At 69.0% G+C, this 26,811-nt stretch carries 30 protein-coding genes; 20 read left to right on the forward strand and 10 right to left on the reverse strand.

Annotated elements, in window-relative coordinates:
- Positions 1–37 precede the first annotated feature (37 nt).
- A complete protein-coding gene (locus ACIPVN_RS04880; protein ID WP_400440211.1) occupies positions 38–1,729 on the reverse strand; it encodes an ABC transporter substrate-binding protein in 1,692 nt (563 codons plus the stop codon).
- 259 nt (positions 1,730–1,988) lie between these two features.
- Here ACIPVN_RS04880 and ACIPVN_RS04885 point away from each other — a divergent pair, with 259 nt between their 5' ends.
- The 7 genes from ACIPVN_RS04885 to ACIPVN_RS04915 are packed head-to-tail and all read left to right on the forward strand — an operon-like array spanning position 1,989 to position 9,259.
- Positions 1,989–2,705 (forward strand): NUDIX hydrolase, encoded by a 717-nt coding sequence (locus ACIPVN_RS04885; RefSeq protein ID WP_400440214.1) that lies wholly within the window; start codon positions 1,989–1,991, stop codon positions 2,703–2,705.
- A complete protein-coding gene (gene nadA / locus ACIPVN_RS04890) occupies positions 2,702–4,039 on the forward strand; it encodes a quinolinate synthase NadA (RefSeq protein ID WP_400440217.1) in 1,338 nt (445 codons plus the stop codon). Before ACIPVN_RS04885 ends, nadA begins: the two co-directional genes overlap by 4 nt.
- On the forward strand, positions 4,036–5,508 hold the full coding sequence (gene nadB, locus ACIPVN_RS04895) for an L-aspartate oxidase (protein ID WP_400440220.1): 1,473 nt from the start codon (positions 4,036–4,038) through the stop codon (positions 5,506–5,508). Before nadA ends, nadB begins: the two co-directional genes overlap by 4 nt.
- A complete protein-coding gene (gene nadC, locus ACIPVN_RS04900; protein WP_400440224.1) occupies positions 5,508–6,359 on the forward strand; it encodes a carboxylating nicotinate-nucleotide diphosphorylase in 852 nt (283 codons plus the stop codon). Before nadB ends, nadC begins: the two co-directional genes overlap by 1 nt.
- Positions 6,360–6,364: 5 nt before the next feature.
- The gene (locus tag ACIPVN_RS04905) at positions 6,365–7,501 is read left to right on the forward strand and encodes a cysteine desulfurase family protein (RefSeq protein WP_400440227.1); all 1,137 of its coding nucleotides are present in this window, start codon (positions 6,365–6,367) and stop codon (positions 7,499–7,501) included.
- 23 nt (positions 7,502–7,524) lie between these two features.
- Positions 7,525–8,472, forward strand: coding sequence for a glycosyltransferase family 2 protein (locus ACIPVN_RS04910; RefSeq protein ID WP_400440230.1), 948 nt, complete (start codon positions 7,525–7,527; stop codon positions 8,470–8,472).
- 16 nt (positions 8,473–8,488) lie between these two features.
- Positions 8,489–9,259, forward strand: a complete 771-nt coding sequence (locus ACIPVN_RS04915; RefSeq protein WP_400440232.1) for an SDR family NAD(P)-dependent oxidoreductase — start codon at positions 8,489–8,491, stop codon at positions 9,257–9,259.
- Between the two features lie 58 nt (positions 9,260–9,317).
- On the opposite strand, the gene ACIPVN_RS04920 is transcribed toward ACIPVN_RS04915, so the two are convergent.
- Entirely contained in the window at positions 9,318–11,369 is a 2,052-nt protein-coding gene (locus tag ACIPVN_RS04920) for an ABC transporter ATP-binding protein (protein ID WP_400443305.1), read from the reverse strand.
- A 170-nt stretch (positions 11,370–11,539) separates the two neighbouring features.
- Here ACIPVN_RS04920 and ACIPVN_RS04925 point away from each other — a divergent pair, with 170 nt between their 5' ends.
- A complete protein-coding gene (locus ACIPVN_RS04925; protein ID WP_400440235.1) occupies positions 11,540–13,018 on the forward strand; it encodes an MDR family MFS transporter in 1,479 nt (492 codons plus the stop codon).
- Between the two features lie 26 nt (positions 13,019–13,044).
- On the opposite strand, the gene ACIPVN_RS04930 is transcribed toward ACIPVN_RS04925, so the two are convergent.
- Positions 13,045–13,194 (reverse strand): hypothetical protein, encoded by a 150-nt coding sequence (locus tag ACIPVN_RS04930; RefSeq protein ID WP_400440238.1) that lies wholly within the window; start codon positions 13,192–13,194, stop codon positions 13,045–13,047.
- 110 nt (positions 13,195–13,304) lie between these two features.
- On the opposite strand from ACIPVN_RS04930, the gene ACIPVN_RS04935 reads away from it, so the two are divergent.
- Together ACIPVN_RS04935 and ACIPVN_RS04940 are read left to right on the forward strand one after the other, a co-directional pair.
- Entirely contained in the window at positions 13,305–13,910 is a 606-nt protein-coding gene (locus ACIPVN_RS04935) for a carboxymuconolactone decarboxylase family protein (RefSeq protein ID WP_400440241.1), read from the forward strand.
- 22 nt (positions 13,911–13,932) lie between these two features.
- A complete protein-coding gene (locus ACIPVN_RS04940; protein WP_400440244.1) occupies positions 13,933–14,523 on the forward strand; it encodes a 1-acyl-sn-glycerol-3-phosphate acyltransferase in 591 nt (196 codons plus the stop codon).
- A 4-nt stretch (positions 14,524–14,527) separates the two neighbouring features.
- Here ACIPVN_RS04940 and ACIPVN_RS04945 read toward each other — a convergent pair whose 3' ends face one another.
- Positions 14,528–14,734: a hypothetical protein gene (locus tag ACIPVN_RS04945; protein WP_400440247.1), complete on the reverse strand. Its 207-nt coding sequence runs from the start codon at positions 14,732–14,734 to the stop codon at positions 14,528–14,530.
- Between the two features lie 65 nt (positions 14,735–14,799).
- On the opposite strand from ACIPVN_RS04945, the gene ACIPVN_RS04950 reads away from it, so the two are divergent.
- Positions 14,800–15,312: a DUF6328 family protein gene (locus ACIPVN_RS04950; RefSeq protein ID WP_400440250.1), complete on the forward strand. Its 513-nt coding sequence runs from the start codon at positions 14,800–14,802 to the stop codon at positions 15,310–15,312.
- A 57-nt stretch (positions 15,313–15,369) separates the two neighbouring features.
- Here the strand turns inward: ACIPVN_RS04950 and ACIPVN_RS04955 are convergent, their stop codons facing one another.
- A complete protein-coding gene (locus ACIPVN_RS04955; RefSeq protein ID WP_400440253.1) occupies positions 15,370–15,924 on the reverse strand; it encodes a Dps family protein in 555 nt (184 codons plus the stop codon).
- 183 nt (positions 15,925–16,107) lie between these two features.
- Here ACIPVN_RS04955 and ACIPVN_RS04960 point away from each other — a divergent pair, with 183 nt between their 5' ends.
- The 4 genes from ACIPVN_RS04960 (at position 16,108) to ACIPVN_RS04975 (ending at position 17,999) form a co-directional block, all read left to right on the forward strand.
- On the forward strand, positions 16,108–16,521 hold the full coding sequence (locus tag ACIPVN_RS04960; RefSeq protein ID WP_400443307.1) for a GNAT family N-acetyltransferase: 414 nt from the start codon (positions 16,108–16,110) through the stop codon (positions 16,519–16,521).
- A gap of 107 nt (positions 16,522–16,628) precedes the next feature.
- Complete coding sequence (locus ACIPVN_RS04965; RefSeq protein WP_247622988.1) at positions 16,629–16,928, forward strand: Fe-S cluster assembly protein HesB; 300 nt, start codon at positions 16,629–16,631, stop codon at positions 16,926–16,928.
- A gap of 244 nt (positions 16,929–17,172) precedes the next feature.
- The gene (locus ACIPVN_RS04970; RefSeq protein WP_400440257.1) at positions 17,173–17,655 is read left to right on the forward strand and encodes a hypothetical protein; all 483 of its coding nucleotides are present in this window, start codon (positions 17,173–17,175) and stop codon (positions 17,653–17,655) included.
- Positions 17,655–17,999 carry a LysR family transcriptional regulator gene (locus ACIPVN_RS04975; protein ID WP_400440260.1) on the forward strand — a complete coding sequence of 115 codons (345 nt, stop codon included), beginning with the start codon at positions 17,655–17,657 and terminating at the stop codon, positions 17,997–17,999. Before ACIPVN_RS04970 ends, ACIPVN_RS04975 begins: the two co-directional genes overlap by 1 nt.
- Positions 18,000–18,002: 3 nt before the next feature.
- Here the strand turns inward: ACIPVN_RS04975 and ACIPVN_RS04980 are convergent, their stop codons facing one another.
- Both ACIPVN_RS04980 and ACIPVN_RS04985 read right to left on the reverse strand, forming a co-directional pair.
- On the reverse strand, positions 18,003–19,667 hold the full coding sequence (locus tag ACIPVN_RS04980) for an ABC-F family ATP-binding cassette domain-containing protein (RefSeq protein ID WP_400440263.1): 1,665 nt from the start codon (positions 19,665–19,667) through the stop codon (positions 18,003–18,005).
- A 25-nt stretch (positions 19,668–19,692) separates the two neighbouring features.
- Positions 19,693–20,346: an alpha/beta fold hydrolase gene (locus tag ACIPVN_RS04985; RefSeq protein ID WP_400440266.1), complete on the reverse strand. Its 654-nt coding sequence runs from the start codon at positions 20,344–20,346 to the stop codon at positions 19,693–19,695.
- Positions 20,347–20,500: 154 nt separating this feature from the next.
- Between ACIPVN_RS04985 and ACIPVN_RS04990 the strand changes: the two genes are divergently transcribed.
- The 4 genes from ACIPVN_RS04990 (at position 20,501) to ACIPVN_RS05005 (ending at position 23,548) form a co-directional block, all read left to right on the forward strand.
- The gene (locus tag ACIPVN_RS04990; protein ID WP_400440268.1) at positions 20,501–20,986 is read left to right on the forward strand and encodes a hypothetical protein; all 486 of its coding nucleotides are present in this window, start codon (positions 20,501–20,503) and stop codon (positions 20,984–20,986) included.
- 5 nt (positions 20,987–20,991) lie between these two features.
- The gene (locus ACIPVN_RS04995; RefSeq protein WP_400443309.1) at positions 20,992–21,960 is read left to right on the forward strand and encodes a cation transporter; all 969 of its coding nucleotides are present in this window, start codon (positions 20,992–20,994) and stop codon (positions 21,958–21,960) included.
- Positions 21,961–22,025: 65 nt separating this feature from the next.
- On the forward strand, positions 22,026–23,234 hold the full coding sequence (locus ACIPVN_RS05000) for a N(5)-(carboxyethyl)ornithine synthase (protein ID WP_400440270.1): 1,209 nt from the start codon (positions 22,026–22,028) through the stop codon (positions 23,232–23,234).
- A 38-nt stretch (positions 23,235–23,272) separates the two neighbouring features.
- Positions 23,273–23,548, forward strand: a complete 276-nt coding sequence (locus ACIPVN_RS05005; protein ID WP_400440273.1) for a hypothetical protein — start codon at positions 23,273–23,275, stop codon at positions 23,546–23,548.
- 13 nt (positions 23,549–23,561) lie between these two features.
- Here the strand turns inward: ACIPVN_RS05005 and ACIPVN_RS05010 are convergent, their stop codons facing one another.
- From ACIPVN_RS05010 to ACIPVN_RS05020, 3 genes are read right to left on the reverse strand one after another with little or no spacing between them, the layout of a single operon-like run.
- Positions 23,562–23,864, reverse strand: coding sequence for a HigA family addiction module antitoxin (locus tag ACIPVN_RS05010; RefSeq protein WP_400440276.1), 303 nt, complete (start codon positions 23,862–23,864; stop codon positions 23,562–23,564).
- A complete protein-coding gene (locus ACIPVN_RS05015; protein WP_400440279.1) occupies positions 23,851–24,132 on the reverse strand; it encodes a type II toxin-antitoxin system RelE/ParE family toxin in 282 nt (93 codons plus the stop codon). The genes ACIPVN_RS05010 and ACIPVN_RS05015 overlap by 14 nt, the downstream gene beginning before the upstream one ends.
- Positions 24,133–24,176: 44 nt before the next feature.
- The gene (locus tag ACIPVN_RS05020; protein ID WP_400440282.1) at positions 24,177–25,937 is read right to left on the reverse strand and encodes a GNAT family N-acetyltransferase; all 1,761 of its coding nucleotides are present in this window, start codon (positions 25,935–25,937) and stop codon (positions 24,177–24,179) included.
- A gap of 81 nt (positions 25,938–26,018) precedes the next feature.
- Here ACIPVN_RS05020 and ACIPVN_RS05025 point away from each other — a divergent pair, with 81 nt between their 5' ends.
- Positions 26,019–26,801 carry an alpha/beta fold hydrolase gene (locus ACIPVN_RS05025; protein WP_400440285.1) on the forward strand — a complete coding sequence of 261 codons (783 nt, stop codon included), beginning with the start codon at positions 26,019–26,021 and terminating at the stop codon, positions 26,799–26,801.
- Positions 26,802–26,811 lie beyond the last annotated feature (10 nt).

Raw genomic sequence — 26,811 nt, forward strand, 5'->3', positions numbered from 1 at the left:
CGTCTTCCTCGACTTCCTGCTTCCCCGGTGACGGTGCTTACTCGACCGGCTGCAGATGCGTCAGGACGTAGCCCGCCGCGATCGCGCCCCAGGACGGCGGGAACGCGTACAGGTCCTCCTCCGTCGGCCAGCCCGTGTAGTCCTTCGTGTTGTAGAAGGTCTGGGTGGCGTTGATCACCAGCGGGATGTACGGGAGGTCGCGCACGATCTCGGTCTGGATCGTCGCGTACAGCTCCTTCTTCGTCGCCTCGTCGTTCGTGCTGATCGCGGACTGGATCGCGGCATCGACGGTCGGGTTGTCGTAGCGGCTGAAGTTCCAACGCCCGGTCGGGATCTCCTCGCCGACGGGGCCGGTCGAAGCGACGGCGGTGCCGCCGAACCAGTCGCGGTAGATCTGGAACGGGTCGGCGACCGAGGTGCCGATCATCCCGCCCACGATGAGCTGGTAGTCGCCGCTCTGGCGGGTGTCGGAGAACTCCTGCCACTGCACGGTCGACGCGTTGATCTTGATACCCGCGGCTTCGGCCTGCTCGGCGATGAGCTTCGCGGCGTCGTTGTAGTCGGTCCAGCCGTCGACCGAGGTCAGACTGAGCTCGACGGGCACGCCGTCCTTCTCATAGATGCCGTCGGAGCCCTTCGTGTACCCGGCGGCCTCGAGGATCGATCCGGCCTCGGTCGCGTCGGCCTCCTGCGGGCTGAGCTCGTTCGCGGGGTCGGCGACCCACTTCTCGTCACGCGGAAGCAGGGCGTAGGTGGGCGAGATCTCGGCGGTCAGGTCGACGAACGCCTTCTCCTTGATGGTGCCGCGGTCGATGGCCGCATTGAGCGCCTGGCGCACGGCGACGTCGGTCTGCGGTCCCGTGCAGCCGAGGTCGGCGTTGGAGCAGGTGTAGAGCACCGTCGGGTCCTGCGGCGTGTTGACCCAGTCGATCGCGCCGTTCGCGGTCACGTCATCCGGGTTCGGGATGAACATGCCCGTCCAGTCGAGCTTTCCGGCGGCGAGCAGGTCCTGCGCCGTCTGGTTGTTGTCGACGGCGATGTACTGCACCTTCTTGACGCCGAGGTCGGCGGCGTCGCGGAAGTTCTCGTTCGCGACCAGGGTGTACGACTCGCTCGTGGTCTTGTCGACGACGTAGGCGCCGGATCCGACCGGATCCTCGTTGGCGAAGTTGGCGTAATCGTCGATGTCCTTCCAGATGTGCTCGGGGAGGATGTACGTCGACCCGAGCCGCTGGAACTCGGTGGTGTACTGCGCGCTGTCGTAGGTGAGCACGACGGTGGTGTCGTCGGTCGCCTCGGCCGAGACCAGTCCATTGGCGTCGGGGCTGTTGGCCTCGTAGCCGAACGAGAACGCGACGTCGCCCGCCGTGAGGGGCTCGCCGTCGCTCCACTTGAGGTCGGGCTTGATGGTGACGGTGATCACCGTACCGTCCTCGTTGTACTCGTAGGTGTCGCCGATGAGGCCGACGGGCTCGGTGTCCGCGGTCTTGTTGAAGAAGAACAGCGGCTCGTAGATGGGGCCGAGCGCACCGTGGAGCACGGTGGGCGCGAAGGGGTTGTAGTTCGCCGTGATCGGGGTCTGGCTGCCCGCCCAGACGCGGAGGGCACGGTCGCCGTTCGCGTCGGAGTCGCCGCTGCCGCCCGAACCGCAGGCGGTCAGGCCCAGAGCGAGGACGGATGCCCCCGCTACCGCGGTGAGCGCGATCTTGCGCTTGCCATTACGGATCATTCTTGATTCCTCTCGGTGCTGCACTGCAGGAGGGGCGCCCCGGGTGTGGGGCCGATCCTCGGGGGTGGGGATCGTGGCCGCCGTCGGCTGCTCTGCCGAGCGGCGGGGTTTGTTAGGACAGTAACCTAACAAACCCCGCCCGGGGGGACAAGAGTTCTCTCCGCCATCGCATAACGTTTCGGACTCGACGCCTCGAACGTCATCCACTCGCACTAAGTGTCTCGATGACACTAAGATCGAAGCGGAGGTTAAGGTAACTATGACTCGAACTGACGGCATCCGCGTCGCCGGATCCACCGTGATCCTGACGCTACGCCCGTCGTCGTCGGGAACTCCCGCGCTCGCGCTGCCCCTGGTGCGACGCACGCGCGAGCCCTTCGCCGACCGCTGGGCACTGCCCGGCGGCTGGATCGCCCCCGACGAATCCCCGATCGACACCGCTGCGCGCACGCTCGCCGAGACTACGGGCCTCACCCCGTCGTATCTCGAGCAGCTGTACGCCTTCGGTGCCGTCGACCGCTCCCCCACGCGCGTGATCTCGATCGTCTACTGGGCGCTCCTGCGCCAGGACGAGGTTCTCGCCCAGAGCGCCGCGCACCGGGCATCCGGACGCGCGCCCGAGAACGTCGAGTGGTTCGACGTCGACGCGCTGCCCGAGCTCGCTTTCGATCACGCCGACATCATCGAGTACGCCCTGTGGCGCCTGCGCAGCAAGGTCGGCTACAGCCGCGTGGCGCACGGCTTCCTCCCCTCCGAGTTCACGCTCGCCGACCTGCGCGAGGCCTACGAGGCGATCCTCGGTCGGCACCTCGATCCCGCCAATTTCCGGCGCCAGGTCGAGGCGAGCGGCAACCTCATCCCCACCGACCGCTTCCGCACCGGCAGCCACCGACCCGCCCGCCTGTACCGCGACAACACCGACGTCGAACTGGCCGCCCGCGGCCCGCTCGGTCCCGAAGAAACGAGCATCCGATGAGCATCACCTTCGTCCCCGCACCCGCCGTCCCGCCGCGGGACGGCTCGGTCGATCACGCGATCCAGGCGATCGTCACCGGCGCGTCCGTCGATGAGACCTGCACCACCGATCTCGCCGTCGGTCCGTGGGACTTCGATACCCGCCCCGGCTACGGACCCGGCTCCTCGATGGGCGATGTGATCCCGACCGGAGCGCCGCGTCAGGGAGAGCTCCCCGCCGCCTACCGCGAGGCGGATGAAGCCGAACTCGACGAGCGTATCCGCGCCGCCAAGCAGACGCTCGGCGACCGCGTGGTCGTTCTCGGTCACTTCTACCAGCGCGAGGAGGTCGTACGCCACGCCGACTACGTGGGCGATTCCTTCCAGCTCGCGACGGCGGCCAAGGGCCGACCGGATGCCGAGGCGATCGTGTTCTGCGGCGTGCACTTCATGGCCGAGACCGCCGACCTGCTCTCGGGCCCCGATCAGGCCGTGATCCTGCCGAACCTCGCGGCCGGCTGCTCGATGGCCGATATGGCCGACATCGATCAGGTCGAGGAGTGCTGGGAGCAACTCGAAGACGTGCTGGGCGACCTCGACGCGACCGACGACGACGGCCGGGTTCCCGTGATCCCGGTCACCTACATGAACTCCTCGGCTGCGATCAAGGGCTTCGTCGGCCGGCACGGCGGCATCGTCTGCACGTCGTCGAATGCGCAGACCGTGCTCGAGTGGGCGTTCGAGCGCGGGCGCCGCGTGCTGTTCTTCCCCGATCAGCACCTCGGCCGCAACACCGCCAAGGCGATGGGCGTGCCGCTCGAGCAGATGCCGATGTGGAACCCGCGCAAACCCCTCGGCGGATCGAGCGCCGCGACCCTCGAGGACTCCCGGGTGATCCTGTGGCACGGCTTCTGCTCGGTGCACCGCCGGTTCACCGTCGGGCAGATCGAGCAGGCGCGCGCCGAGCACCCGGGCGTACGGGTGATCGTGCACCCGGAGTGCCCGATGGAGGTCGTGGATGCGGCCGACGAGGCGGGATCGACCGACTACATCCGGCGCGCGATCGATGCGGCGACCGAACCCACGACGTTCGCGATCGGAACCGAGATCAACCTCGTCAAGCGACTGGCCGCACAGTATCCGCAGCACGAGATCTTCTGCCTCGACCCGGTCGTGTGCCCGTGCTCGACGATGTACCGCATCCACCCCGGCTACCTCGCCTGGGTGCTCGAGGAACTGGTCGCCGGTCGCACGCCGAACCGGATCACCGTCACGTCGGACGTCGCCGACCCGGCCCGCGTCTCCTTGGAGCGGATGCTCGCCGCCAAGCCACCGGTGGTTGCGAGCGCTCGATGAACGTGATCGTGGTGGGCTCGGGCATCGCGGGCCTCACCGCGGCCCTGCACGCGCATGAGGCCGGCCACTCCGTCACGGTGGTGACGAAGGGCTCGCTCGGCGAGGGGTGCACGGGCTACGCGCAGGGCGGAGTCGCGGGTGTCTACGGGGCGGGCGACTCCGCCGCCCTGCACGCGGCCGACACGATGACCGCGGGAGCCGGCCTCTCCGACGAGGCGGCGGTCGGGGTACTCGTCGCAGACGGCGCCGCTCGGATCGCCGAGTTGATCGCCCGCGGAGCAGCCTTCGACCGCTCCCCCGACGGGGCGCTCCTGCTCGGCCGCGAAGCCGCGCACAGCCACGCGCGCATCGTGCACGCGGGCGGCGACGCCACCGGCGCCGAGATCGCTCGCGCCCTCACCGCCGCCGTGAGCGGCGGCGGCATCACGGTCGTCGAGAACGCCTTCCTCGTCGACCTGATCGTCGACGGCGCTGCCGTGCGCGGCATCCGCCTGCTGCGCGACCGGACGCCGAGCGATTTGCGAGCGGATGCCGTCGTACTCGCGACCGGGGGCGCGGGGCACCTCTACGCGCACACCACGAATCCCGACGGCACGACGGGCGACGGCATCGCCGCCGCCCTGCGCGCGGGGGTGGCGGTCGCCGACCTGGAGTTCGTGCAGTTCCACCCGACGATCCTCGACGCGCAGCCCGCATTCCTGATCTCCGAGGCCGTGCGGGGCGAGGGCGCGACGCTGATCGACGACGCCGGTCGCCGCTTCACGTTCGACAGCCACCCCGACGGTGAACTCGCTCCGCGCGACGTCGTGTCGCGGGCCATCGCGCGTCAGGCCGCCCAGCAGGGTTCGCCCGTTCGCCTCGACGCCACGATGCTCGGCACCCCGACCCTGGGCCGGCGCTTCCCGACGATCGACCGCGTCACCCGCGAGCGCGGCTTCGACTGGGCGCACGAGCCGATCCCCGTGACCCCGGCAGCGCACTACCTGATGGGCGGGATCACGACCGATCTCGACGGCCGTACGACGATGCCCGGCCTGTTCGCCGTGGGCGAGACCGCCCGCACCGGCGTGCACGGCGCGAACCGCCTCGCCTCGAACTCGCTGCTCGAGGGCGCCGTGTTCGGGGCCCGCGCCGCTGCGGCGATCGGAACGCCCTGGCCTCGACCCCAAACGACGGAGCCGCACAGGATCACCGAGGGCGCAGCGACGCCCGCCTCCTGGCCCTTCTCGCGTGGCGCCCTCCAGCGGCTGATGTGGGACGAGGTGGGACTGCTGCGCACCGACGACGGACTGCGTCTCGCACTCGCGACCATCCGCGCCTGGCGCACCGGGCTCCCCACCCCGACCGACGTCACCGCGCACGAGGACGCGAACCTGCTGGTGCTCGCCGAGGCGACGGCATCCGCCGCTCTCCTGCGCACCGCGTCCGTCGGCGCCCACTTCCGCGAACCCGCCCTGATCGGAGTCTGATGCTCACCGCCGCCACCCTCACCCGTGTCGTCGCCGCCGCCCTCGAGGAGGACGCACCCTGGGGCGACCTGACGAGTGAAGCACTGATCCCCGTCGACGCGACGGCCACCGCGGATCTCGTCGCGCGCGAGTACGGCGTCTTCAGCGGCGGCGCCGTCTTCGCCGCCGCCTTCACCCTCACCGACCCCGACGTGACCGTCGACCTGCACGTCGGTGACGGCGATGCGTTCGAGACCGGCGACGTGCTCGCCTCCGTATCGGGCTCGGCCCGCAGCATCCTCACCGCCGAGCGCGTCGCGCTGAACTTCACCCAGCGCATGAGCGGCATCGCGACGATCACCGCAGAATACGTCCGAGCGGTGGCGCAGACTCCTGTTCGGATCGCCGACACCCGCAAGACGACTCCCGGCCTGCGCGCCTTCGAACGCCACGCCGTCGCCTCCGGTGGCGGCAGCAACCACCGGTATTCGCTGTCGGACGCCGTGATGGCGAAGGACAACCATCTCGCCGTCCTCACCCGTTCCGGCGTCGATACCGCCACGGCGCTGCGCGCCGCGATCGCCCGCCTTCCGCACACCGCGCACGTCGTGGTCGAGGTGGACCGTCTCGACCAGATACCTGCCGTGCTCGAGGGCGGGGCGCACACCGTGCTGCTCGACAACTTCACCCTCGACGACCTCCGCGCGGGCGTCGAGCTGATCGGTGGGCGCGCCACGGTCGAGGCCTCCGGAGGCGTGAATCTCGACACGGTCGCCGCCATCGCCGCGACAGGCGTCGATGTGATCTCGGTCGGAGCACTCACGCACTCCGCTCGCGCACTCGACCTCGGCCTGGATCTGCGGATCGGCTGACGCGGGTGCTCTACCTCGATCACGCCGCGACCTCGCCGGTGCGCCCCGAGGTCCTCGAGGCGATGCGGCCGTATCTCACGGACGTCTTCGGCAACCCCTCGAGCCACCACACGGTGGGCGAGGCTGCGGCGAGCGCACTCGACGACGCGCGACGTCGAGTCGCCCGAGCGCTCGGCATGCGCGCCGGTGACGTGGTGTTCACCTCCGGCGGGACCGAGGCGAACAACCTGGCGGTGAAGGGCATCGCGCTCGGCGCCCTCGCGGGGGGCAAGCGCCATCTGATCGTCTCTCCGATCGAGCACGAGTCGATCCTCGAGTCCGCGGAGTACCTGCACCGCTTCCACGACATCGAGGTGTCGCTCCTGCCCGTCGACGCATACGGACGGATCGCGGCATCCGACCTGCGGGCGCTCCTGCGCGACGACACGGCGCTCGTGAGTGTCGGCCACGCGAACAACGAGATCGGCACGGTGCAGGATGCCGCCGGGCTCAGCGGTGTCGCCCGAGATGCCGGGGTCCCCCTGCATCTCGACGCCGTGCAGTCCGCCGGGTGGCTGCCCCTCGACGGACTCGGCGCGGATGCCATCTCGATCGCCGGACACAAGCTCGGCGCCCCGAAGGGGACCGGCGCTCTCGCCGTGCGCGGGAGGGTTCCGCTCGAACCCCTCCTGCACGGCGGCGGGCAGGAGCGCGGGCGCCGGTCGGGAACCGAGAACGTCGCGGGAGCGGTCGCGCTGGCCACGGCTCTCGACCTGGCCGCGGCCGAACGGGCAGGTGTCGTCGCACGGGTCGGTGCGGCGACGGCTCGTTTCATCTCCGCGGTCCTGGCGGCAGTCCCCGCCGCGGCGCTCACCGGAGACCCCGCGCACCGGCTCCCCGGCACTGCGAGCTTCACGTTCGCCGGCACGAGCGGGGAATCGGTGCTCCTCGAACTCGAGCGACGCGGGGTGGTCTCGTCGAGCGGTTCGGCGTGCGCAGCGGGCAGCGACGAGCCCTCCCCCGTACTGCTGGCGTGCGGAATCGACCCCGCGACCGCGCAGACCTCGGTGCGTTTCACCTTCGGTCGCGGAGCGCTTCCCGACGACGCTCCGGTGCATCTCGCGCGGCTCGTCGAGGAGTCGGTGCGCGCCGTCCTCGGCTGACCCCTCAGCCATAGAATCGGGGGGTGAGCGCACCCGACCCGATCGTGACGATGATCGTCCCCGGGCGGGACATCGCCGCCTTCGCCCCCGCCGCGATCGAGTCGCTGCGGGCTCAGACCGAACCGCGATGGCGGGCGATCCTCGTCGATGACGGGTCGACCGACGGTACCGGCGAGGTGTTCCGGGCGGCCACGGACGACGATCCGCGCTTCCACCTGCTCCGCCGCGACGAGGCTCACGGTCTCGGCGCCGCTCGGAACGCCGGAATCGACCTCGTCGACACACCGCTCCTCGGATTCCTCGATGCAGATGACGAACTCACCCCGACCGCCCTCGCCCGCCTGACCGGCACCCTTGCCGAGAGCGGCAGCGACTTCGTGGCGGGAGCGTACGTGCGCTCCCGCTCGCAGGGCGACTCCTACGCGCCCGGCCGCGTGCAGCCCTGGGTCGCCGCGGCCACGGACCCGCAACGGCTCGGCACGACGATCTTCGACCACCCGGCCGCATCGGCGAACATCGTCGCCTGGTCGAAGATCAGCCGCACCGACTTCTGGGGAGGCCTGCGCTTCCCCGAGGGTGTCGCCTATGAGGATCAGGTGGTGGCGCAGTCGATGTACACCCGGGCGAGCGCCTTCGACGTGATCCCCGATGTGGTGGCGCACTGGCGGGTTCGCGCCGACGGCTCCTCGATCACGCAGGGCAAGGCGCGACTTCCTGTGCTGCTCGACTATCTCGCCGCGTTGCGGGGCGGCATCCGCGTGCTGCAGGATGCCGGGGCGCACGACGCCGTCGCCGCCCGTCTCTCGCTCATCCTCGCAATGGACCTGCCGCCGCTGCACGAGATCGCCCGCACGCACCTCGACCCCGCCTACGCTGCCGCGGTCGCCGGTTTCGTCGCCGAGATCGAGGCGCTGCCCGAGTTCGCCCACGCCGCCCCCGACCACGCGCTCACGGCCGCCCTCAGCTGGTGACGCTCCCGGAGACCCCATGACCTACCTCGACACGCTCTTCTCGCTCACCGGACGCACCGCGATCGTCACGGGCGGCAGTTCCGGGATCGGGCGCGGCATCGCGACCGCCCTCGCCGGAGCGGGGGCATCCACCGTCATCGTCGCCCGCGGCGCCGAGCGCATCGCCGAGACGGTCCGCGCGCTGCGCGATGCCGGCGGGATCGCGGATGGAGTCGTCGGAGACCTCGGCACACGGGCCGGGATCCGAGCTGCCGCGGAAGACGCGTCACGGCCGTTCGGTGAACCCGACATCATCGTGCACTCCGCCGGGATCAACATCCGCCCGCCCTTCGCCGAGATCACGGAGGACGACTGGGACACGACCATGACCGTCAACGCGCTCGCCCCCTTCCTGCTCGGACAGCGCTTCGCGCCCGCGATGGCGGAGCGTGGATACGGGCGCCTCATTCACATCAGCTCGCAGCAGGCGCACCGCGCCTTCGCCACGAGCGGCATCTACGGGGCGTCCAAGGGCGCGGTGGAATCCCTCATGCGCTCCGAAGCCGAGGCCTGGGGCGGCACCGGCGTGACGAGCAACACGCTCGTCCCCGGGTTCGTGCTGACACCGCTCAACGCCCGCCTGCAGCAGGATCCGCAGGCCGTCGCGAGTCTCGCCGCGCGCACGATGATCGGGCGGAACGGACTGCCCGAGGATTTCGCGGGTGCCGCGGTCTTCCTCGCCGGCGCAGGCTCGGCCTACGTGACCGGGCACTCGCTCTTCGTCGACGGCGGCCTCTCGGCGCACTGAAGCCCTGCGGGCCACGACGTCGTCGTTCGCCGCGACATCGTCGGCACAGGCTCGGGTCTCACGCCTCCCGCGGGTACGCCCGGTCTTCCGGCGCGGCCTCCCGCAGCGGAACGGATGCCGTCAGCGTCTCGACCGTGTCGGCGGACACCGAGTCGTCCGGAGCGCGGTCGGCTCGGCGACCGCTCAGCCCGGTGGCCATGCCTCCGGTGACGGCCCGCTCGACGGCCGCCTCGGTGGCGAGCACGCGGGAGGCGGCCACCTGCTGGGCGGCGAGCTCGGCGTAGAGCCCGTCGTGGGCGAGCAGCTCTGCGTGGGTGCCGGACTCGACGATGCGCCCCGCCTCCAGCACGTGAATCACATCCGCGCCCATCACGGTCGAGAGGCGGTGTGCGATCGAGATGGTCGTCCGGCCCTTCGCGGCCTCGTCGAGCGCCTCTTGCACGACGCGTTCCGACACCGTGTCGAGCGCAGACGTCGCTTCGTCGAGCAGCAGCACGGGAGGATCTTTCAACAGCACGCGCGCGATCGCGATGCGCTGCTTCTCGCCGCCGGACAGTCGGTACCCGCGCTCGCCCACGACGGTGTCGTAGCCGTTCTCGAACCCCGCGATGATGTGGTGGATGTTCGCCGCCGTCGTCGCCTCGATCAGTTCGTCCTCACTCGCGTCGGGTTTGGCGTACAGCAGGTTCTCACGAATGGTCGCGTGGAAGAGATAGGTCTCCTGCGACACGATGCCCACGTTGTCGATGATCGACTCCTGGGTGAGCGTGCGCACGTCGGCGCCGGCGAAGAGCACGGCTCCGCCGCGGACCTCGTACAGCCGGGGAGCGAGATAGAGCACCGTGGTCTTGCCCGCTCCCGACGGACCGACGAATGCCACGTGCTGGCCGGGTTCGGCGACGAACGACACCCCGTCGAGGGTCGGTCGCGCATCATCGGTCGCGTCGGGATAGCGGAACACCACCTCGCGGAACTCGACGCGCCCTCTCGGTCCCGGAGCAGCCGCGACGGAGACCGCATCGGGGGCGTCCTCGATCTCGGGCACCAGGTCGAGGTACTCGAAGATGCGCGCGAACAGGGCCGAAGATGTCTGCAGATCGAGTGAGACGCGCATGAGCCCCATGAGCGGCTGCAGGAGTCGTGCCTGCACCGTGGTGAAGGCGACCACGGTGCCGGCGGTGATCGCGCCGGTCCCTCCCGCGATGAGGTAGCCCGAGACCAGGTAGATGATCGCGGGAACGCTCGCCATGATGACCTGCACCACCGCGAAGAAGCCCTGACCGCTCATCGCACGGCGCACCTGCAGGTGCACCTGGTTGCGGTTCTCGGCCTGATAGCGCTGCGATTCCGCGCGCTGCCGGTTGAACGCCTTCGACAGCAGCATGCCCGAGACGCTCAGGGTCTCTTGCGTGATCGAGGTGAGCTCGGACAGGGATTCCTGGGTCTCGCCCGCGATGCGCGCACGCACCTGCCCGACGCGGCGTTGCACGATGATCAGGAACGGCATGAGGACGATCGCGATGAGGGTCAGACGCCAGTCGATCAGGATCATCGCCACGAGGGAGGCGATCACGGTGACCGCGTTGCCCAGGATGCTCGTGACGGTGTTCGTCAACACGCCGGAGACGCCGCCGACGTCGTTCTGCAGGCGCGACTGGATCACACCGGTTTTTGTGCGGGTGAAGAACCCCAGTTCCATCGCCTGGAGATGCTCGAACAGGCGCACCCGCAGATCTCCGGTGACGCTGTTGCCGACGGTCGAGGTGAGCCACGTCTGCCCGACGCCGAGCGCCGCGGACCCGAGGAACAGCGCCATCATGGCCACCACGAGCCACACCAGCAGCTCGAGGCGCGGCCCGCCGCCGTCGACGGGGAAGAGCGCATCGTCGAAGACGCGCTGCACGATCAGCGGCGGGATCACCGCGATGCCCGCACCCACCACGACGAGAATGCCCGTCAGGACGATCCGCCACTTGTAGGGGCGGAAGAGCGTCACCACCCGGGCTCCGAGGCCGCTGATGCGTGGAGCCTCGGCGTTCAGTCGGCGCTGTGCGTCTTCATCGACCCCGCGGAAGCCCCCGGGATGCCTCCCACCCATTCCGCCGCCCATGCTCATGAGGTCAGCGTAGCCAGCGGCGGGGACATCGGGGCCGCGGGCGGCGTCCCTCGGCAGATATATCGCCGATACGGAATGAAATGTCCGATCCTGTGGTTACGCTGAATGATCCTGGCGCACTCGCGCACCGTTCTTTCTCTCTCTTCCTGTGCCCTGGAGGCCGTATGTCTGCCGTCGACACCGGGTCGATCCCGACCACCGCTCCCGCAGACGGGGCGATCGCACGCTCCGACATGCGGGTGATCTGGCTGCTGCTGGTCGCCGCGTTCGTGGCGATCCTCAACGAGACCACCATGGGGATCGCGATCCCCCATCTCAACACCGACCTCGGTATCCCGCCCGAGCTCGGGCAGTGGCTCACGAGCGCCTTCATGCTCACCATGGCCGTCGTGATCCCGACGACCGGATTCATCCTGCAGCGCTTCACGACGCGTCAGGTGTTCATCGCCGCGATGATCTCCTTCTCGCTCGGCACCCTGGTGTCGCTGATCGCCCCCGGTTTCGCTGTGCTGCTCGTCGGCCGCGTGATCCAGGCCGTCGGCACGGGCATCATGATGCCGCTGCTCATGACGACGATCATGAACGTCGTGCCCCCTCAGTCGCGCGGTCGCATGATGGGCCGCGTCGGCATGGTGATCTCCCTCGCTCCCGCGACCGGTCCCGTGCTCGCGGGCGCCGTGCTCGAGGTGTTCAACTGGCGAGCGCTCTTCGCCATCATCCTCCCGATCGCCCTGATCGCCCTCGGCATGGGCATCCGCTGGATGACGAACCTCGGTGAGACGCGCCGGATGCCCCTCGACGTGGTCTCCATCCCCCTCGCCGCTCTCGGCTTCGGCGGCATCGTGTTCGGCATCAGCCAGCTCGGCGGCGAGGGTACGGGCGCGGGCGCGACCACCGGCACCGTCGCGCTGGTCGTGGGCGTCGTATCGCTCGGTCTGTTCGTCTGGCGTCAGCTCGTGCTCCAGCGCGTCGACGACGCCCTGCTCGACCTGCGCGTGTTCCGGTCGACGAACTTCACGTTCTCGGTGATCATCATGTCGATCCTCGCGCTGTCGATGTTCGGAACGCTCACGCTGCTTCCGCAGTACCTGCAGAACGTCGTGGGTCTCGAGTCCTTCTCCGCGGGCCTCATCCTGCTCCCCGGCTCGGTGCTGATGGGTCTGCTCGGCCCCATCATGGGCCGCGTGTACGACGCACGCGGCACCCGCCCGCTGCTGATCCCGGGCACGATCCTGGTCTCGGCCGCGCTGTTCTTCTACTCGACGGTCAGCGAGCACACCGAGTGGTGGGTGCTCGTGATCGTGCAGGCGGTGATGTCGGTCGGCCTCGCCATGTCGTTCACACCGCTGTTCTCGGCATCGCTCGGCTCACTGCAGCGTTCGCTCTACTCGCACGGCTCGGCCGTGCTCAACACCATGCAGCAGGTGGCGGGGGCGGCCGGTGTCGCGGTGCTCCTCGTCACCTATTCGGCGATCCTGCACTCGGGCGAGGAGCAGGGGCTGACGACAGCGCTGGCCGGCGCACCGGGTGCGCGCATGGCGTTCCTGATCGCGGCGATCATCTCGCTCGCGGCCGTGGCTCTGAGCCCGTTCGTCCGGAAGCCTGCCGACGACGCCGGCGGAGAATTCCACGCCGGTCACTGACGATGCCGTCGGGCGGCGTCTGGCGCTTATCCCGTCTTCTTCGGAGCGGGGAAGTGGCAGGCGCCGCCGCTGCAGAGGCCCGCGGCTTCTCCGTCGAGGAGGTTGAGGGTTCCGGGCAGCGGTGCCAGCCCGAGGGCGGCGTCCTGCTCGGTGGTGTCTCCCTGCTGATCGGTCATCCCTCGATCGTACGCCTGTCCTGCGGCGGCGGCGTCGATCCGGGTGTTGCGTCGCGCCCGTGCGGCGTATCGTTCGCTGTGGACACGAGCGTCGAGGCGAAGGAGCAGCGATGATCATCACTCCCCCGGATGCGGCATCCGTCTCGGGGCACGCCGCGGAGATGTACGCCGACGACATCGCCGAAGACGGATTCGTCTACGTCCATACCCAGGCGATGGCGATCAATCCCGAGGCGCACGCCGCGTTCGAAGAGCTGATACGGGCCGTCGTTCCGTCGATCGGCGTGCGGGTCTACGAGGCCGCGACCCTCGGCGCCGCACGCGCGATCGGCTCGACGCACTGTCTGCTGGCGCACGGTCGGCGCGCCCTCGCCGTCGGAGCGCTCGACGACGCCGGCCTCGCGGCGTTCACCGCTCACGATGATCGCGGGTTCGGCCCGGCCGAGCAGGCGGTCGTGCGCTATTCGGCCCGCCTGTCGACCACTCCCCGGGCGATGACGGATGCCGATTCGCAGGAGCTGCGCGATCTCGGGTTCTCCGATCGGCAGATCGTCGACATCACGCTCGCGGCCTCTCTGCGCAACTACTTCAGCCGCGCGCTGCAGGCGCTCGCAGTGCCCGTCGACGCGGTGCCGGGGCTTCCGCCGGGTACTGCGGCCGCTCTCATCCGCCTCGCCGGCGAGTCAGAGGCATCCTCGACGCCAGCAGACGGATAGCCGCTCCCCCTACGGTGGGAGGATGATCACGCGTTCGATAGCCCGCCTCTTCTGGGCCCTCAGCCGTTGGACGCTCGTCGGTCACGACGCCGTCCCCACGCGGCCCACGATCCTCATCGGTGCACCGCACACCTCGAACTGGGACTTCGTCCTCATGCTCGCGATCGCCTGGCGGCTCGGGATCGATGTGCACTGGCTCGGCAAGAAGAGTCTCTTCCGTGGCTGGCGCGGCCCGATCATGCGACGTCTCGGCGGCGTACCCGTCGATCGCGAGAACCCGGGGCGGGTCGTCTCCGACGTCGTCGGCCAGGTGCACGCGGGCGAGGTCTTCGGTCTCGTGATCACCCCCGACGGCACCCGCGGGGGCAACGACTTCTGGAAATCGGGGTTCTACCGCATCGCGACCGAGACCGGGATGCCACTGACACTCGGTTTCGTCGACCGAACGACCATGACCACGGGGCTCGGACCGACCATCGAGGTCACCGGCGACGTGCGCGCCGACATGGATCGCATCCGCGCCTTCTACGCCGACAAGGCGGGTGTGCGACCCGCCCGTCGCACCGAGCCGCGCCTGCGCGAGGAGCAGCCGACCGATACGGCCCTCGGCTGAGGAATCACTCCTCGGAGTCCTCCACCTCGGCGCGCGCGTAATCGAGATCGTCGTCCGACAGCGTCTCCTGCATGCCGACCACCGCGCCGGTGATCTCGCGGATCTCATCGCGCACGGCGTCGGTGAGGTGAGGGAGGTCACCGTCGAGAAGGGTGCGTCTCGCGTCAATGGAGAGTCGCGGCCACCAGTCGCGGATCGGCGGAAGAGTCATGCCGTCATTCTCTCGTTCGGTCTCGCATCTGGACAGGCATCCGACGCAGTCGACAGACTGAGTCCATGAGTGCTGCGTCCGAGTTCGACGACCGGGCCGACGGCCGTGACGAGACCCCCAACGAGCGCGCCGATCGCAACTGGGACGAACTGCTGCAAGAACTCCGCGTGATGCAGACCGGCACGCAGATCCTCACGGGATTCCTGCTCGCCGTCGCCTTCCAACCGCGTTTCACCGACATGGACGAGCTGCAGCGCGATCTGTACGTCGTCCTGGTGGCACTGGCCGCGATCGCCACGATCCTCGCCCTCGCTCCGGTGGGGATGCATCGCGCGTTCTTCGGCCGACGGCGCAAGCCCGAACTCGTGCACATCGCCGCGCGCATCGTGAAGATCGATCTCGTCGTCATCGGAGCGCTGACGATCGGAGTCACGACGCTCATCGTCGACTTCACGGTGGATCGCACCGCGGGACTCATCGCCCTGATCGCGGCGATCATCGCCGTCACCGCGCTCTGGATCGTTCTGCCGCGCGTCATGCGGAACTCGGTGCGGCCGGGCGACAGCCCGAAGGACTGACCCGACCGCACCCCGACGCGTCGCTCCCCTGACGCGCGGCCGTGCGGATCGCTCCCTTCAGCGTCCCGCAGGCTCTCGATTCTCCGCACTCACCATCCAGGCGAACTGCTCGAGGCGTTCGATGATGGCGTGGAGAAGATCTGCCGAGGTCGGGTCCTCGTCGTCGACGGCATCGTGCACGTCGCGCAGGGTGGCGACCGTGGCCTCGAGACGCTCGGTGACGAGATCGACCGTTTCGGTGGTCGACACCTCTCCCGCCGGGAACTCCGGGAGCGAGGTCGCCGCGGCGATCGTGGCGCTGCGCCCGTCCGGTACGGCGTGCAGGGCGCGCATGCGCTCGGCGATCGTGTCGCTGAACGCTCGGGCGTCGTCGATGATCTCGTCGAGCTGACGGTGCATGTCGCGGAAGTTGCGCCCGACGACATTCCAGTGCGCCTGCTTCCCCTGCAGAGAGAGTTCGAGCAGATCGACGAGAACGGACTGCAGATTCGCCGCCAGCGTCGACGAGGCGGTGAAGCCCTTCTCCGCGTTCTGGGTGCGCGTCGTCTTCGCGCCGCGCTTGCTCGTGCCGCTCTTCTTCGCGGCCGGCGTGGACGTGGTCTTGCTTGCCATTTTCTGACCTCCTGAGCGCGACGGTACCGTGCACTATCCGCCTTTCCGAGGGGGTTGACACCCCGGCCCGGGAGCGCCGAACGTGGGCAGGTGACCGAACCGAAAAAGACATCGCCGACGCACACGCACGAGGGCACGCCCGTCGAGATCTCCCCTCTTCGCGAGGAGGACGCCGGCGAGGTGATGACGATCCAGAGAGCGGCTTTCGTCTCGGAGGCGCAGATCTACGGCAGCGCCGACATGCCACCGCTGACGCAGACCCTCGAGGAGGTGCGCGCGGAACTCGCCGCGGGCGCCGGGTTCGGCGCCCGCGTCGACGGTCGGCTGGTCGGGGCGATCCGCTATCGGGAAAGCGACGGTCTGCTGTTGATCGGACGGATCGCGATCGCCCCCGACATGCAGGGCGAAGGGATCGGACGAGCACTGCTGGCAGCCGCCGAGAACGCGTCGACGGCCACAGAATCCGAGCTCTTCACGGGAAGCCTGAGCGAGGCGAACATCCGCCTCTACGAGGCATGCGGCTATGTGGAGAGTGAGAGGATCCCCGACGGCGACGGCACCGAGCAGGTGTTCCTGCGAAAGCTGTTGGCCAGGTGAGAGGTTCCTCCGAACCGGCGCGTCGAGGTTGAAAGCGCGTCGCCATTTCGGCATCGTGGCCCGGACACGTCGCGACCGCGGCGTGCCCCAACCGGAAGGAGAGTCTCGTGCTCACCCTCACCGATAACGCCTCCGCCATCGTCACCACCCTCGTGAGCCGCCAGAGCGAGGCCCCGGATGCCGGTCTGCGCATCCACTCCACCGAGGCGCAGGGACCCAGCGGAGAGTCCCGCCTGGCCGTGCTGGTCACCACCGATCCCGAACCGCAGGACCAGGTGGTCGAGATCTCCGGGACGCGTCTCTTCCTCGACGAGACCGCCGCCGTCGCGCTCGACGACAAGATCCTCGACGCGGGCGTCGATGACGAAGGGGCGGTGTCCTTCGCGGTCCTGCCCCAGGTCGCCTGACCCACAGACTTCGGATGCCGCGGCTCACCAGAGCCGCGGCATCCGCTGCGTCCGGCCGATCCGACGATAATCTGAGCCCATGATGCATCCTCGATCCCGCCTCGCCCTCTCGTGGGTCGCTCTCGCAGCGGCCAGCGGAATACTCGCGGGCTGCGCACCTTCCGCGCCGATCGAATCTGCGGCGACATCATCGCCGACGGCGACACCTGCACCCTCTCCGTCTGCGACCCCCGAGGTCCCTGTGGTGGTGATCTCCCTCGACGGGGCGTCGGTCGATGATGGGGCGCTCGTCCCCTTCGACGACGTAGACGGTCTGGTCGCCTCGTTCACCGACCTGTTCGGCACCGCCCCCGACGAGTCGACGGTCGACGGCCCTTACGACTCCGCTTACACCGCCTACGATTGGGCGTCGGTGCGCGCGCTGGTCGCCGACACTCGGGTCACCGTCACGATCTCGGCCGAGGCTCCCGGGGTCGCCTTCACCACCGAGCAGGGCATCGGCCTCGGCTCCGCCCGAGCCGAAGCGCTGGCAGCAGGGGCGGAGGATGACTGGGACGAGAACGGCGACGGCATCGCCGACTACCTCAGAATCGGCATGCGAGAGGTGCCGGGAACGCAATCGCTCACCACCCCCGGCGCGGTCGGCACCGAGTACCTCACCCTGAAGATCACCGACGACGTCGTCAGCAGCATCAGCACCGGCGGCAACGACTTCAGCGACATCTGATGAAGATCGCCCTCCTGCGCCGCTACGTCGTCCTCGCCGAGACGCTGCACTTCCCGCGTGCCGCGGAGTCACTCGGCATCCCCCTCGCCTCGCTCTACACGTCACTCGACAAGCTCGAGGAGGAGGTGGGGCATACGCTGATCAACCGCGAGGGCACTCCACGACTCACGCACGTCGGCGAACTCTTCCTCGTCGAGGCGCAGGCGGCCGTCGCCGCTGCTCCCCCGCCCGCCGCGAAGACCGTCGCCCCTGCGGGAGGCAAGGCCAAGGCGTCGAAGGGCAAAGGCCGAGCCCCGATCGTGAAGGGCCAGCCGAAGCCGTACAAGAAGCGTCAGGGGCGCTGACGCTCAGAGTTCGGCGACGTTCCCGTCGGCGACGCTCCATCGCCGGTTCGTCTCGACGGCGTCGAGCATCCGCCGATCGTGCGTGACGAGCAGCAGCGTGCCCGTGTACGACTCGAGGGCTTGTTCGAGTTGCTCGATCGCGGGCAGATCCAGATGGTTCGTCGGCTCGTCGAGCACGAGCAGGTTCACGCCGCGGGCCTGCAGAAGCGCGAGCGCCGCGCGGGTGCGCTCCCCCGGAGACAGCCCATCGACCGGCCGCGTGACGTGGTCGGCCTTGAGCCCGAACTTCGCCAGCAGCGTGCGCACGTCGGCCGACGCCATCTCGGGCACGAGCAGTTCGAAGGCATCCGCGAGCGCCGCGTCGCCGACGAGGAGGGAACGCGCCTGGTCGATCTCGCCGATCTGCACGCTGCTGCCGAGGCTCGCGCTCCCCTCGTCGGGGCTGCGCGTGCCGAGAAGGGTTCGCAGAAGCGTCGACTTTCCCGCACCGTTCGGGCCCGTGATCCCGATGCGGTCGCCCGCGTCGACCTGGAGCGTCACCGGTCCGAGCGTGAAATCGCCCTGCCGAACGACCACCCCGCTCAGCGTCGACACGACGGTACTGGAGCGCGGTGCGGATCCGATCGTGAACTCGAGCTTCCACTCCTTGCGCGGCTCCTCGACCTCGTCGAGGCGCGCGATGCGGCTCTCCATCTGACGCACCTTCTGCGCCTGCTTCTCGCTCGACTCCATCGACGCCTTGCGCTTGATCTTGTCGTTGTCGGGCGACTTCTTCATCGCGTTGCGCACGCCCTGGCTCGACCACTCGCGCTGCGTCCGCGCCCGCGCGACCAGATCGGCCTTCTTCTCGGCGAATTCGTCGTACTGCTCGCGCAGATGACGCTTCACCGTCGCGCGCTCCTCGATGAACGCGTCGTACCCTCCGCCATAGAGGCGGTTGGTGCCCTGCGCGAGGTCGAGCTCGAGCACCTTCGTCACGCTGCGAGCCAGGAACTCGCGGTCGTGACTGACGAGCACGACCCCGCCCCGGAGCCCCCGCACGAACGCCTCCAACCGGTCGAGACCGTCGAGATCGAGGTCGTTCGTGGGCTCGTCGAGCAGCACGATGTCGAACCGCGAGAGCAGCAGCGCCGCCAGACCGACTCGGGCCGCCTGCCCGCCTGACAGCGAGGTCATCATCGATTCGGGCGTCAGGGTTCCTCCGCTCGACGACCCGAGGTCGGCCAGCACGGCCGGGAGACGCTCGTCGAGGTCGGCCGCCCCGCTCGCGAGCCAGCGGTCGAGAGCTGTCGAGTAGGCATCCGCCGGGTCGACACCGGGCTGTGCGAGCGCGGGATCGCCGAGGGCCTCGGCCGCGGCATCCATCTGTCTCGTCGCCTCTGCACAGCCCGTGCGACGCGCAATGTACTCCGCGACGGTCTCGCCCGCGATGCGCTCGTGCTCCTGCGGCAGCCACCCGACGAAGGCGTCGGCCGGTGCGAGCGCGACGCTCCCCTCGATCGGTGCATCCGCACCGGCGAGCAGGCGCAGCAGGGTGGACTTGCCGGCGCCGTTCGCGCCGACCACGCCGATGACGTCCCCGGGAGCGACCGTCAGGTCGACACCCTCGAAGAGGATGCGGTGGCCGTACCCACCGGAGAGGTTCTGGGCGACGAGGGTGGCGGTCATCAGACCATCCTCTCAGCCCGAGAGGTCAGTCCCAGTCGAGGTAGTCCTCGATGGCCCAGGAGGTCGCTCCCATGTGGGTGAACGGGAAGAGGTATCCGCCCCCGTCGACTGCCACGACGCTGACGCGGTCGGGGGCTGCAGCCTGCAGCTTCTCACCATTCTCGACCGGGGAGATCGGGTCGTCGGTCGCCTGGACGACGAGAACCGGTACGCCCTCGGCGAGTGGAGCGGGGGTCTCCCACGCGGCGGCCTGCAACCCGTCGACCTCGGCGTCGCGGGCAGGAGCGGGAATCGGGGCGAGCGCATCGGCCGAGGGACCGGTCTCGTCCACGCCGAGCAGCAGAACGCCGTTGACGCGATCGTGATGGTCGAGCGCGACGACGCGGGCCACCGCACCGCCGAAGGCGTGACCGCCGACCCAGGCATCCGAGATCGAGAGGTGCGACATGACGTCGACCACGTCCTGCGCGAGGTCGTGCATCGAGACCGCGGCATCCGAGGGGCGACGCGAACCGATGCTCACGACCCGGAAGTCCTCCTCCGACACCGAGTGCGACAGCAGCTCGAGGTACGTGACGTTCAGACCGTGACCGGCGATCAGGATCAGCGCGGGGCCTTCGCCTTCTACGGTGAAGGGGATCGCGCGTCCTTCGGGCTCGAAGATCTGAATATCAGCCATAGTGCGGCAGTCTCCTTTGGTGAGGTGGGCCTTACCAGCGTACCGGGCGGTCCAGGGGGCGACGAAAGCAAGGCCCACCGCGCCCTGCCTAGCGCGAGACGTCTCGTGCGTCAATCTGTTGCCGTACGACCGCGTCTAGCTGCACGCTGAAAGCGTGACCAGAGAAATCCCACGTCGCAGCGCAGCAGGGAGCGCGCTCGCGCTGCTGACAGCGCTCACCCTCGCAGGGTGCGGTCTGACGATCCCCTCCGATCCCGACGGCACGCTCGAATCCGTGCACGGCGGTCAACTGCGCGTGGGCGTCGCTCCGGACGGAGAGCTCGTGGACGTCGGTGACGGTGAGCCGACCGGGAGCGTCATCGACCTCGTCGACGGATTCGCCGAGAGCATCGACGCCACACCCGACTGGACCGTCGCGACCGAGGAGACGCTCGTTCGCATGCTGGAGCAGGGCGACCTGGACCTGATCGCCGGCGGCATCACCTCCGACACCCCCTGGCTCGACAAGGCCGGCGTCTCGCGCGGGTACACCGGCATCGACGGTGCCGACGGGCGCACACTCGTGATGCTGGTGCCGCTCGGCGAGAACGCGTTCCTGAGCGAACTCGAGAGGTACCTCGACGCGGAGGTGGGGTCGTGAAGAGGATCCACGAGTTCGGACGCACCGATCTCCCTCCCGAACAGACGAAAGCCCTCCGCTCAGCCGTGCGCTGGGAGTGGTTCACGATCGGCTACACGACCGTCACGATCGCAGTCATCGCGCTCGTGGTCGGCAACTCCCAGGCCATGCGCACGGCCTGGATCGAGGACATGCTGTCGCTGATCCCGCAGATCGCCTTTCTCGTCGCCCTGATCGTCGTGAGACGGCGCCCGGATCGGAAGCACCCCTACGGTATGCACCGGGCGATGGGAGTGGGACACCTGGTGGCCGGAGTCGCACTCCTCGCCGTCGGCCTCAATCTCGCGAGAGAAGCGATCGTCGGACTGGTCTCGGGCGAGCATCCGACGATCGGCACCGTCGTGCTGTTCGGCCAGACGATATGGCTCGGGTGGCTGATGGTCGCCGTCATGGCTGTCGTCGTGGTCGGTCCGATCTTCTTCTACGGCCCCGCGAAGGCGAAGCTCGCGCCGGTGCTGCACAACAAGCTGCTGTACGCCGATGCCGACATGGCGAAGGCCGACTGGCAGACGACCGTCGCCTCGATCGTCGGTGTGCTCGGCGTCGGCTCGGGAGCATGGTGGCTGGACGGCGCCGCGGCCGTCTTCATCTCGCTCGGCATCATCTGGGACGGCTTCCGGAACACGAAGGCGGCGATCGTCGACCTCATGGATCAACGCGCGCGCACCTACGACAGCAGCGCACCCCACCCGCTCGCCCGGGACATCGTCTCGTACCTGCGCAGCCGCACCTGGGTGGCGGATGCCGCGGTCCGTCTGCGCGACCAGGGTCAGGTCTTCCACGTCGAGGCATTCGTCGTCCCTCGCCGCGGCAGTGTGTCGCTCCGTCACATCACCGAGGTGTCGGAGGGCATCGCCGATCTCGATTGGAAGGTGCAGGACATCGTGATCGTCCCGGCCGAACGGCTTCCGGACGAGGCGGACACCGGCCGATAGGGCCGTACACCCGACGTGCAGGCCAGGGGCGTACTGTCGGAGCAGGAACTGACCCTGGTTCTCCGATGATGGGAATCACGTTGTCCGACGCCGCACCCCGCTCCACTGCCGCTCTGCTGTCACTCGGCCTCCTCGCCTGCTCCTCCATGGAGAACGAGCGACGCCTGCCGATCCACCCCCACCACTTCGATCGCATCGACCCCGACCTCCGGGCGCATATGGTCGTCGAGCGCGGTTACGGGTCCGGCTTCCGGCTCTCCCCCGGCTACATCGAGTCGCGCGTCGGACGAATGGCCGACCGCGCCGAGGTGCTCGCCACCGCAGACGTGCTGCTGCTGCCGAAGCCGCAGGCGGCCGATGTGCCCGCGATCCCCGCTGGGCGCACGCTGTGGGGCTGGCCGCACTGCGTGCAGGATGCCGCGATCACCCAGACCGCGATCGACAACCGCCTCACGCTGATCGCGTTCGAGGCGATGAACCACTGGACGCCGCAGGGCGACATGAGCCTTCACGTGTTTCACAAGAACAACGAGCTCGCCGGTTACTGCTCGGTGCAGCATGCGCTGAGCCTGGTCGGCTCGACCGGCGACTACGGCCCGCGCCTCAGCGCGGTCGTGATCGGCTTCGGCGCAACGGCGCGCGGCGCGGTCACCGCGCTCAATGCCCACGGCATCCACGACATCCAGGTGCTCACGCAGCGCGGAGTGGCGGCCGTCGGCTCTCCCATCCACAACGCTCACATGACGCAGCTGCAGACCGACGGCAGCGGAGCCACGCACCTCAGCACGGTCGTCACGGATACCGGTGACGTGCTGCTGCCGGACTTCCTGGCGTCGCACGACATCGTCGTCAACTGCACGCTGCAGGACGTCGCGGCGCCGATGACGTATCTGCGCACGGCGGATCTGCGGGGATTCAGGCCGGGAAGTCTCATCATCGACGTCTCCTGCGACGAGGGCATGGGGTTCGAGTGGGCGACCCCCACGACCTTCGACGAACCGATGTTCACCGTCGGCGAGGGCATCGATTACTACGCCGTCGACCACAGCCCGTCGTACCTGTGGAATTCGGCGACGTGGGAGATCAGCGAGGCGATCCTGCCCTTCCTCCGCCCGGTGATGGAGGGCCGAGGATCCTGGGATGCGAGCAGCACGATCGCGCGCGCGATCGAGATCCGCGAGGGCGTGGTGCAGAACCCGAGCATCCTGAGCTTCCAGGGCCGCGGTCGGGTGTACCCGCACCCGCGGATCGAGCGGCGCCCGTCTGCGGCGTGAAGACCGGGTGGCGGCGAGCTTCGATCTAGGCTGGTGAGATGCTCGCCGCTCTCATCCGCCCCGTCGAATCGCACACCGTCGAGGTAGCCGGCACGTCGCTCGACGACGTCTACGCGCAGATTGCGAGTCATGCACCGGACGGTTTCGACCTCGTCTCGGCTCCGGTGCGGATGCTCAAGGGCGCGGCGGGCATCCAGGCGACGGCGCGATTCGACCGCCGAGACGGCGTCCGGGAGATCACGGCTGACGACATGGGGGCACTCGAGGCCCAGGTGCCCGAAGGCTGGCAGATGCTCTCGGTCTGGACGCTCTAGCGGCGCGCTCCCCTCAGGCCACGCGCAGAGGGGTGATCGCGGCGATCTGATCCGCGACGCGGTCTTCGGCGAGGTCAAGGTCGAACTGAGTCTGCAGATTGAGCCAGAACTGCGCCGACGTTCCGAGGTACCTACTCAATCGCAGGGCGGTATCGGCCGTGATCGCGCGCTTTCCGTGCACGATCTCGTTGATGCGCCGCGGCGGCACTCCGATCGCCACGGCGATCCGGTTCTGAGTGATTCCCAACTCCGCGATGAAGTCTTCCATCAGCACTTCGCCCGGGTGAATGGGCGCGAGCTTGTCAGTGGTAGTCAACGATCTCCACCTCCTCCGGTCCGGCGTCCGTCCACACGAAACAGATCCGCCACTGGTCATTGATCCTGATGCTGTACTGCCCGGCTCGATCACCCTTGAGGGCTTCGAGGCGGTTACCGGGTGGGACCCGAAGGTCGTCCAGTTCCTTGGCCGCCCCCACCTGTCGCAGTTTTCTCAGCGCGACCCTCTGGATCCGTGGATCTATCGATGGCACACGCTCTCGTCGCCACAGCCGCTCGGTCTCCCTGCTGCCGAACGATCTGATCACCCATCGAGTGTATAACGTGGTGCGTTAATAACGCAACGCGTTATCTAGATCTCCCGCTTCAACCCGACGTGAGCGGTGTGATACCCGTGGCGGGTGTAGAAAGCGCGGGTCCGCTCCCGCGCGTCGTCGGTGGTGACCTGCGACAGCCGCGCGCCTCGGGCACGACCGAACTCGTGCGCCCACTCGAGCATCGCGGCGCCCAACCCCTGCGACCGTTCCCCTGCGGCGACGCGCAGTCCCTCGATCTGGAGCCTGGTCGAACCACCGCGGGAGAGGCCCGGGATGACGGTGAGTTGCATCGTGGCGACCAGCTGGTCGTCACTGTCGCGGACGACACCGAGATAGTTCGCACCATCGCGTGCGACCGCGCTGAAGGCGGCTTCGTAGCGCTCGAGCTCGACGCTCTCCCGGTCCGGGCCGTACTGGTCATCGAACAGCAGCGCCGCGATGGCCTCGATGTCGTCGCGGTTCGCCCGCTCGACCCGGAACGCTCGGTCCGCGACCTGCAGTCGTCCCCGCACCGACGATCGCGCGTCCGTCTGCAGCCTGGCGACGAGCAGATCCAGCCATCCGCCGACGTTGGCGCGAGCCTCGGCCGTGTCGGGATAGCGGCATCTCAGGTGCAGGCCCGAGTCGTCCAGGATGAACCAGAGCATGACGCCGTCCGTGTCGGTCGCCGCACCGACGTATTGAGCATCGAGGCCGACGGAGTCGATGCGCACCGGCAACCTGCGCAGGTCGAGCCACGAGATCGCGAACATCCCGGGGGCGACGGGCATGCCACCCCAGGGCGCGAGCACGTCTGCGAGGGGCCATGCACCGAGCTGCACCGCCTCCTTCACCGCGGCAGCCGCCGCGCGCGGTTCGGCGACGTCGGATTCGAGAACCGAGTTGGTGATGAACCACCCGACCGAATCGTGCCAGTTCTCATCGAATCGGCTGTGCACGGGGAACACGGCGCGGAGCGGGGCATCCGCCAGCTCACGGGTCACCGCGGTCATCGCGACCACCGCACGGGCAAGAGTCGAGACGCCGTCGTCACGCGCCTGCGCAGCGAATGCCGCGGCGTCGTCGACATCGAACACATCGCGCACCTCCACGCGCTCGCGGTGGGGCTCGGGAGCGCCCAACGACAGCGGAAACTGCGGCATCACGCCACCACTGCCGTCGATGATGTCCTCCCACCGCCGACGCACGTGGTCGGGCGCCGCTTCCCGATCCAGCAGTGCCTGCGTGTGCTCGACGAACGCCGGTGCCGGGATCGGTCGCGCTCCGGTTCGCCGTGTGTCGAGCGCAGACAGCAGGTCGCGCGCGATCACCAGCATCGACCACATGTCGACGTGCGCGTGGTCCGCGGCGACCACGAGAGTGAGGCCCGCGGCCGTCTCCAAGACGCACAGACGGTGGGACGGATGCCGGTACGGCGAGCATGCGGCGTCGAGCACCTCCCTCAGGGCATCATTGACGGCCTGACCGGGCGCGACCTCGTGCTCGCCCCATTCACCGGGACCGATCTCGATCTCGTGGAGCAGGGGTTCGCCCGCCGCGCCGGGAGTGAACGCCGTCCGCAGTGTGCCGTGCCGCGCGATCACTGCCAGCCAGGCGTCGGCGATCGCCTCCCGAGGGATCGGCGCAGGCAGCCGGAAGGAGAGCGCCATCCACGATCCGGGTCGGTCGCCCGCCCCGACGTGGAGACGCTGATCGAACGACACGGGGAGGCGTCGTCCTGGCGCGGACGCGGTGACGTCGTACCCCCAGAGCCGTCCGAACGGGAGGCGGAGGTGCGTCACATTGGTCAGGCGCATGGGAGCACCATATCGTCCGGATAATGTGATCTCACAACCACTGCCCGAGCGGACTCGTTCCGTCATCGATCGAGGAGTCTGATGCCCACATTCGAGGTTCCCGGAGCCGAGCTGGCCGTCGCCATGAGCGATGAAGGCGGACACCCGGTCGTCCAGCTGCACGGTCTCACCGCCAGCCGGGCCCGCGACCGAGGACTCGAGCTCGACCTCGGACGAGGGCTCAGCGGAACGCGACTGCTGCGCTACGACGCACGCGGCCACGGACGGTCGACCGGGCGGAAGGTTCCCGAGGACTATCGCTGGCAGACCCTCGCCGACGACCTTCTGCGACTGCTCGACCACTGGTTCCCGGGCGAGCGCGTTCACGGCGTCGGTCCCTCCATGGGCACCGCGACTCTGCTGCACGCGGCGACGATCGACCCCGATCGCTTCACCGGACTCACGCTGATGGCGCCGCCGACGGCCTGGGATACCCGCCCCGCTCAAGCCGAGGGCTATCGCGCAGCGGCCGACCTGATCGATTCCGCCGGCATGGAGGTGTATCTCGCGAGCACGCGCGGAGCCGCGCCGATGCCCGATGCCGCACATGACCCTGGACCCGACGTCACCGACGAGCTCCTGCCGTCGGTTCTACGAGGTGCGGCGCTCAGCGACCTGCCCGATCCGGAGGTCGTCGCGCGCATCGAGGCTCCGACGACGATCCTGGCGTGGACGGACGATCCGGGGCATCCGCTGTCAACGGCGGAGGCGCTCGTCGCGCTGCTCCCGAACGCGACCCTGACGGTCGCCCGCGCTCCCGGTGACATCGACGCCTGGCCCGAGGTTCTGAGACAGGACCTCGGGCGTCACGGAGTGGTCGGCTGATCGCGCCGGC

Source organism: Microbacterium sp. NPDC090003 (assembly GCF_044748385.1).
In the GTDB taxonomy this organism is placed as follows: domain Bacteria; phylum Actinomycetota; class Actinomycetes; order Actinomycetales; family Microbacteriaceae; genus Microbacterium.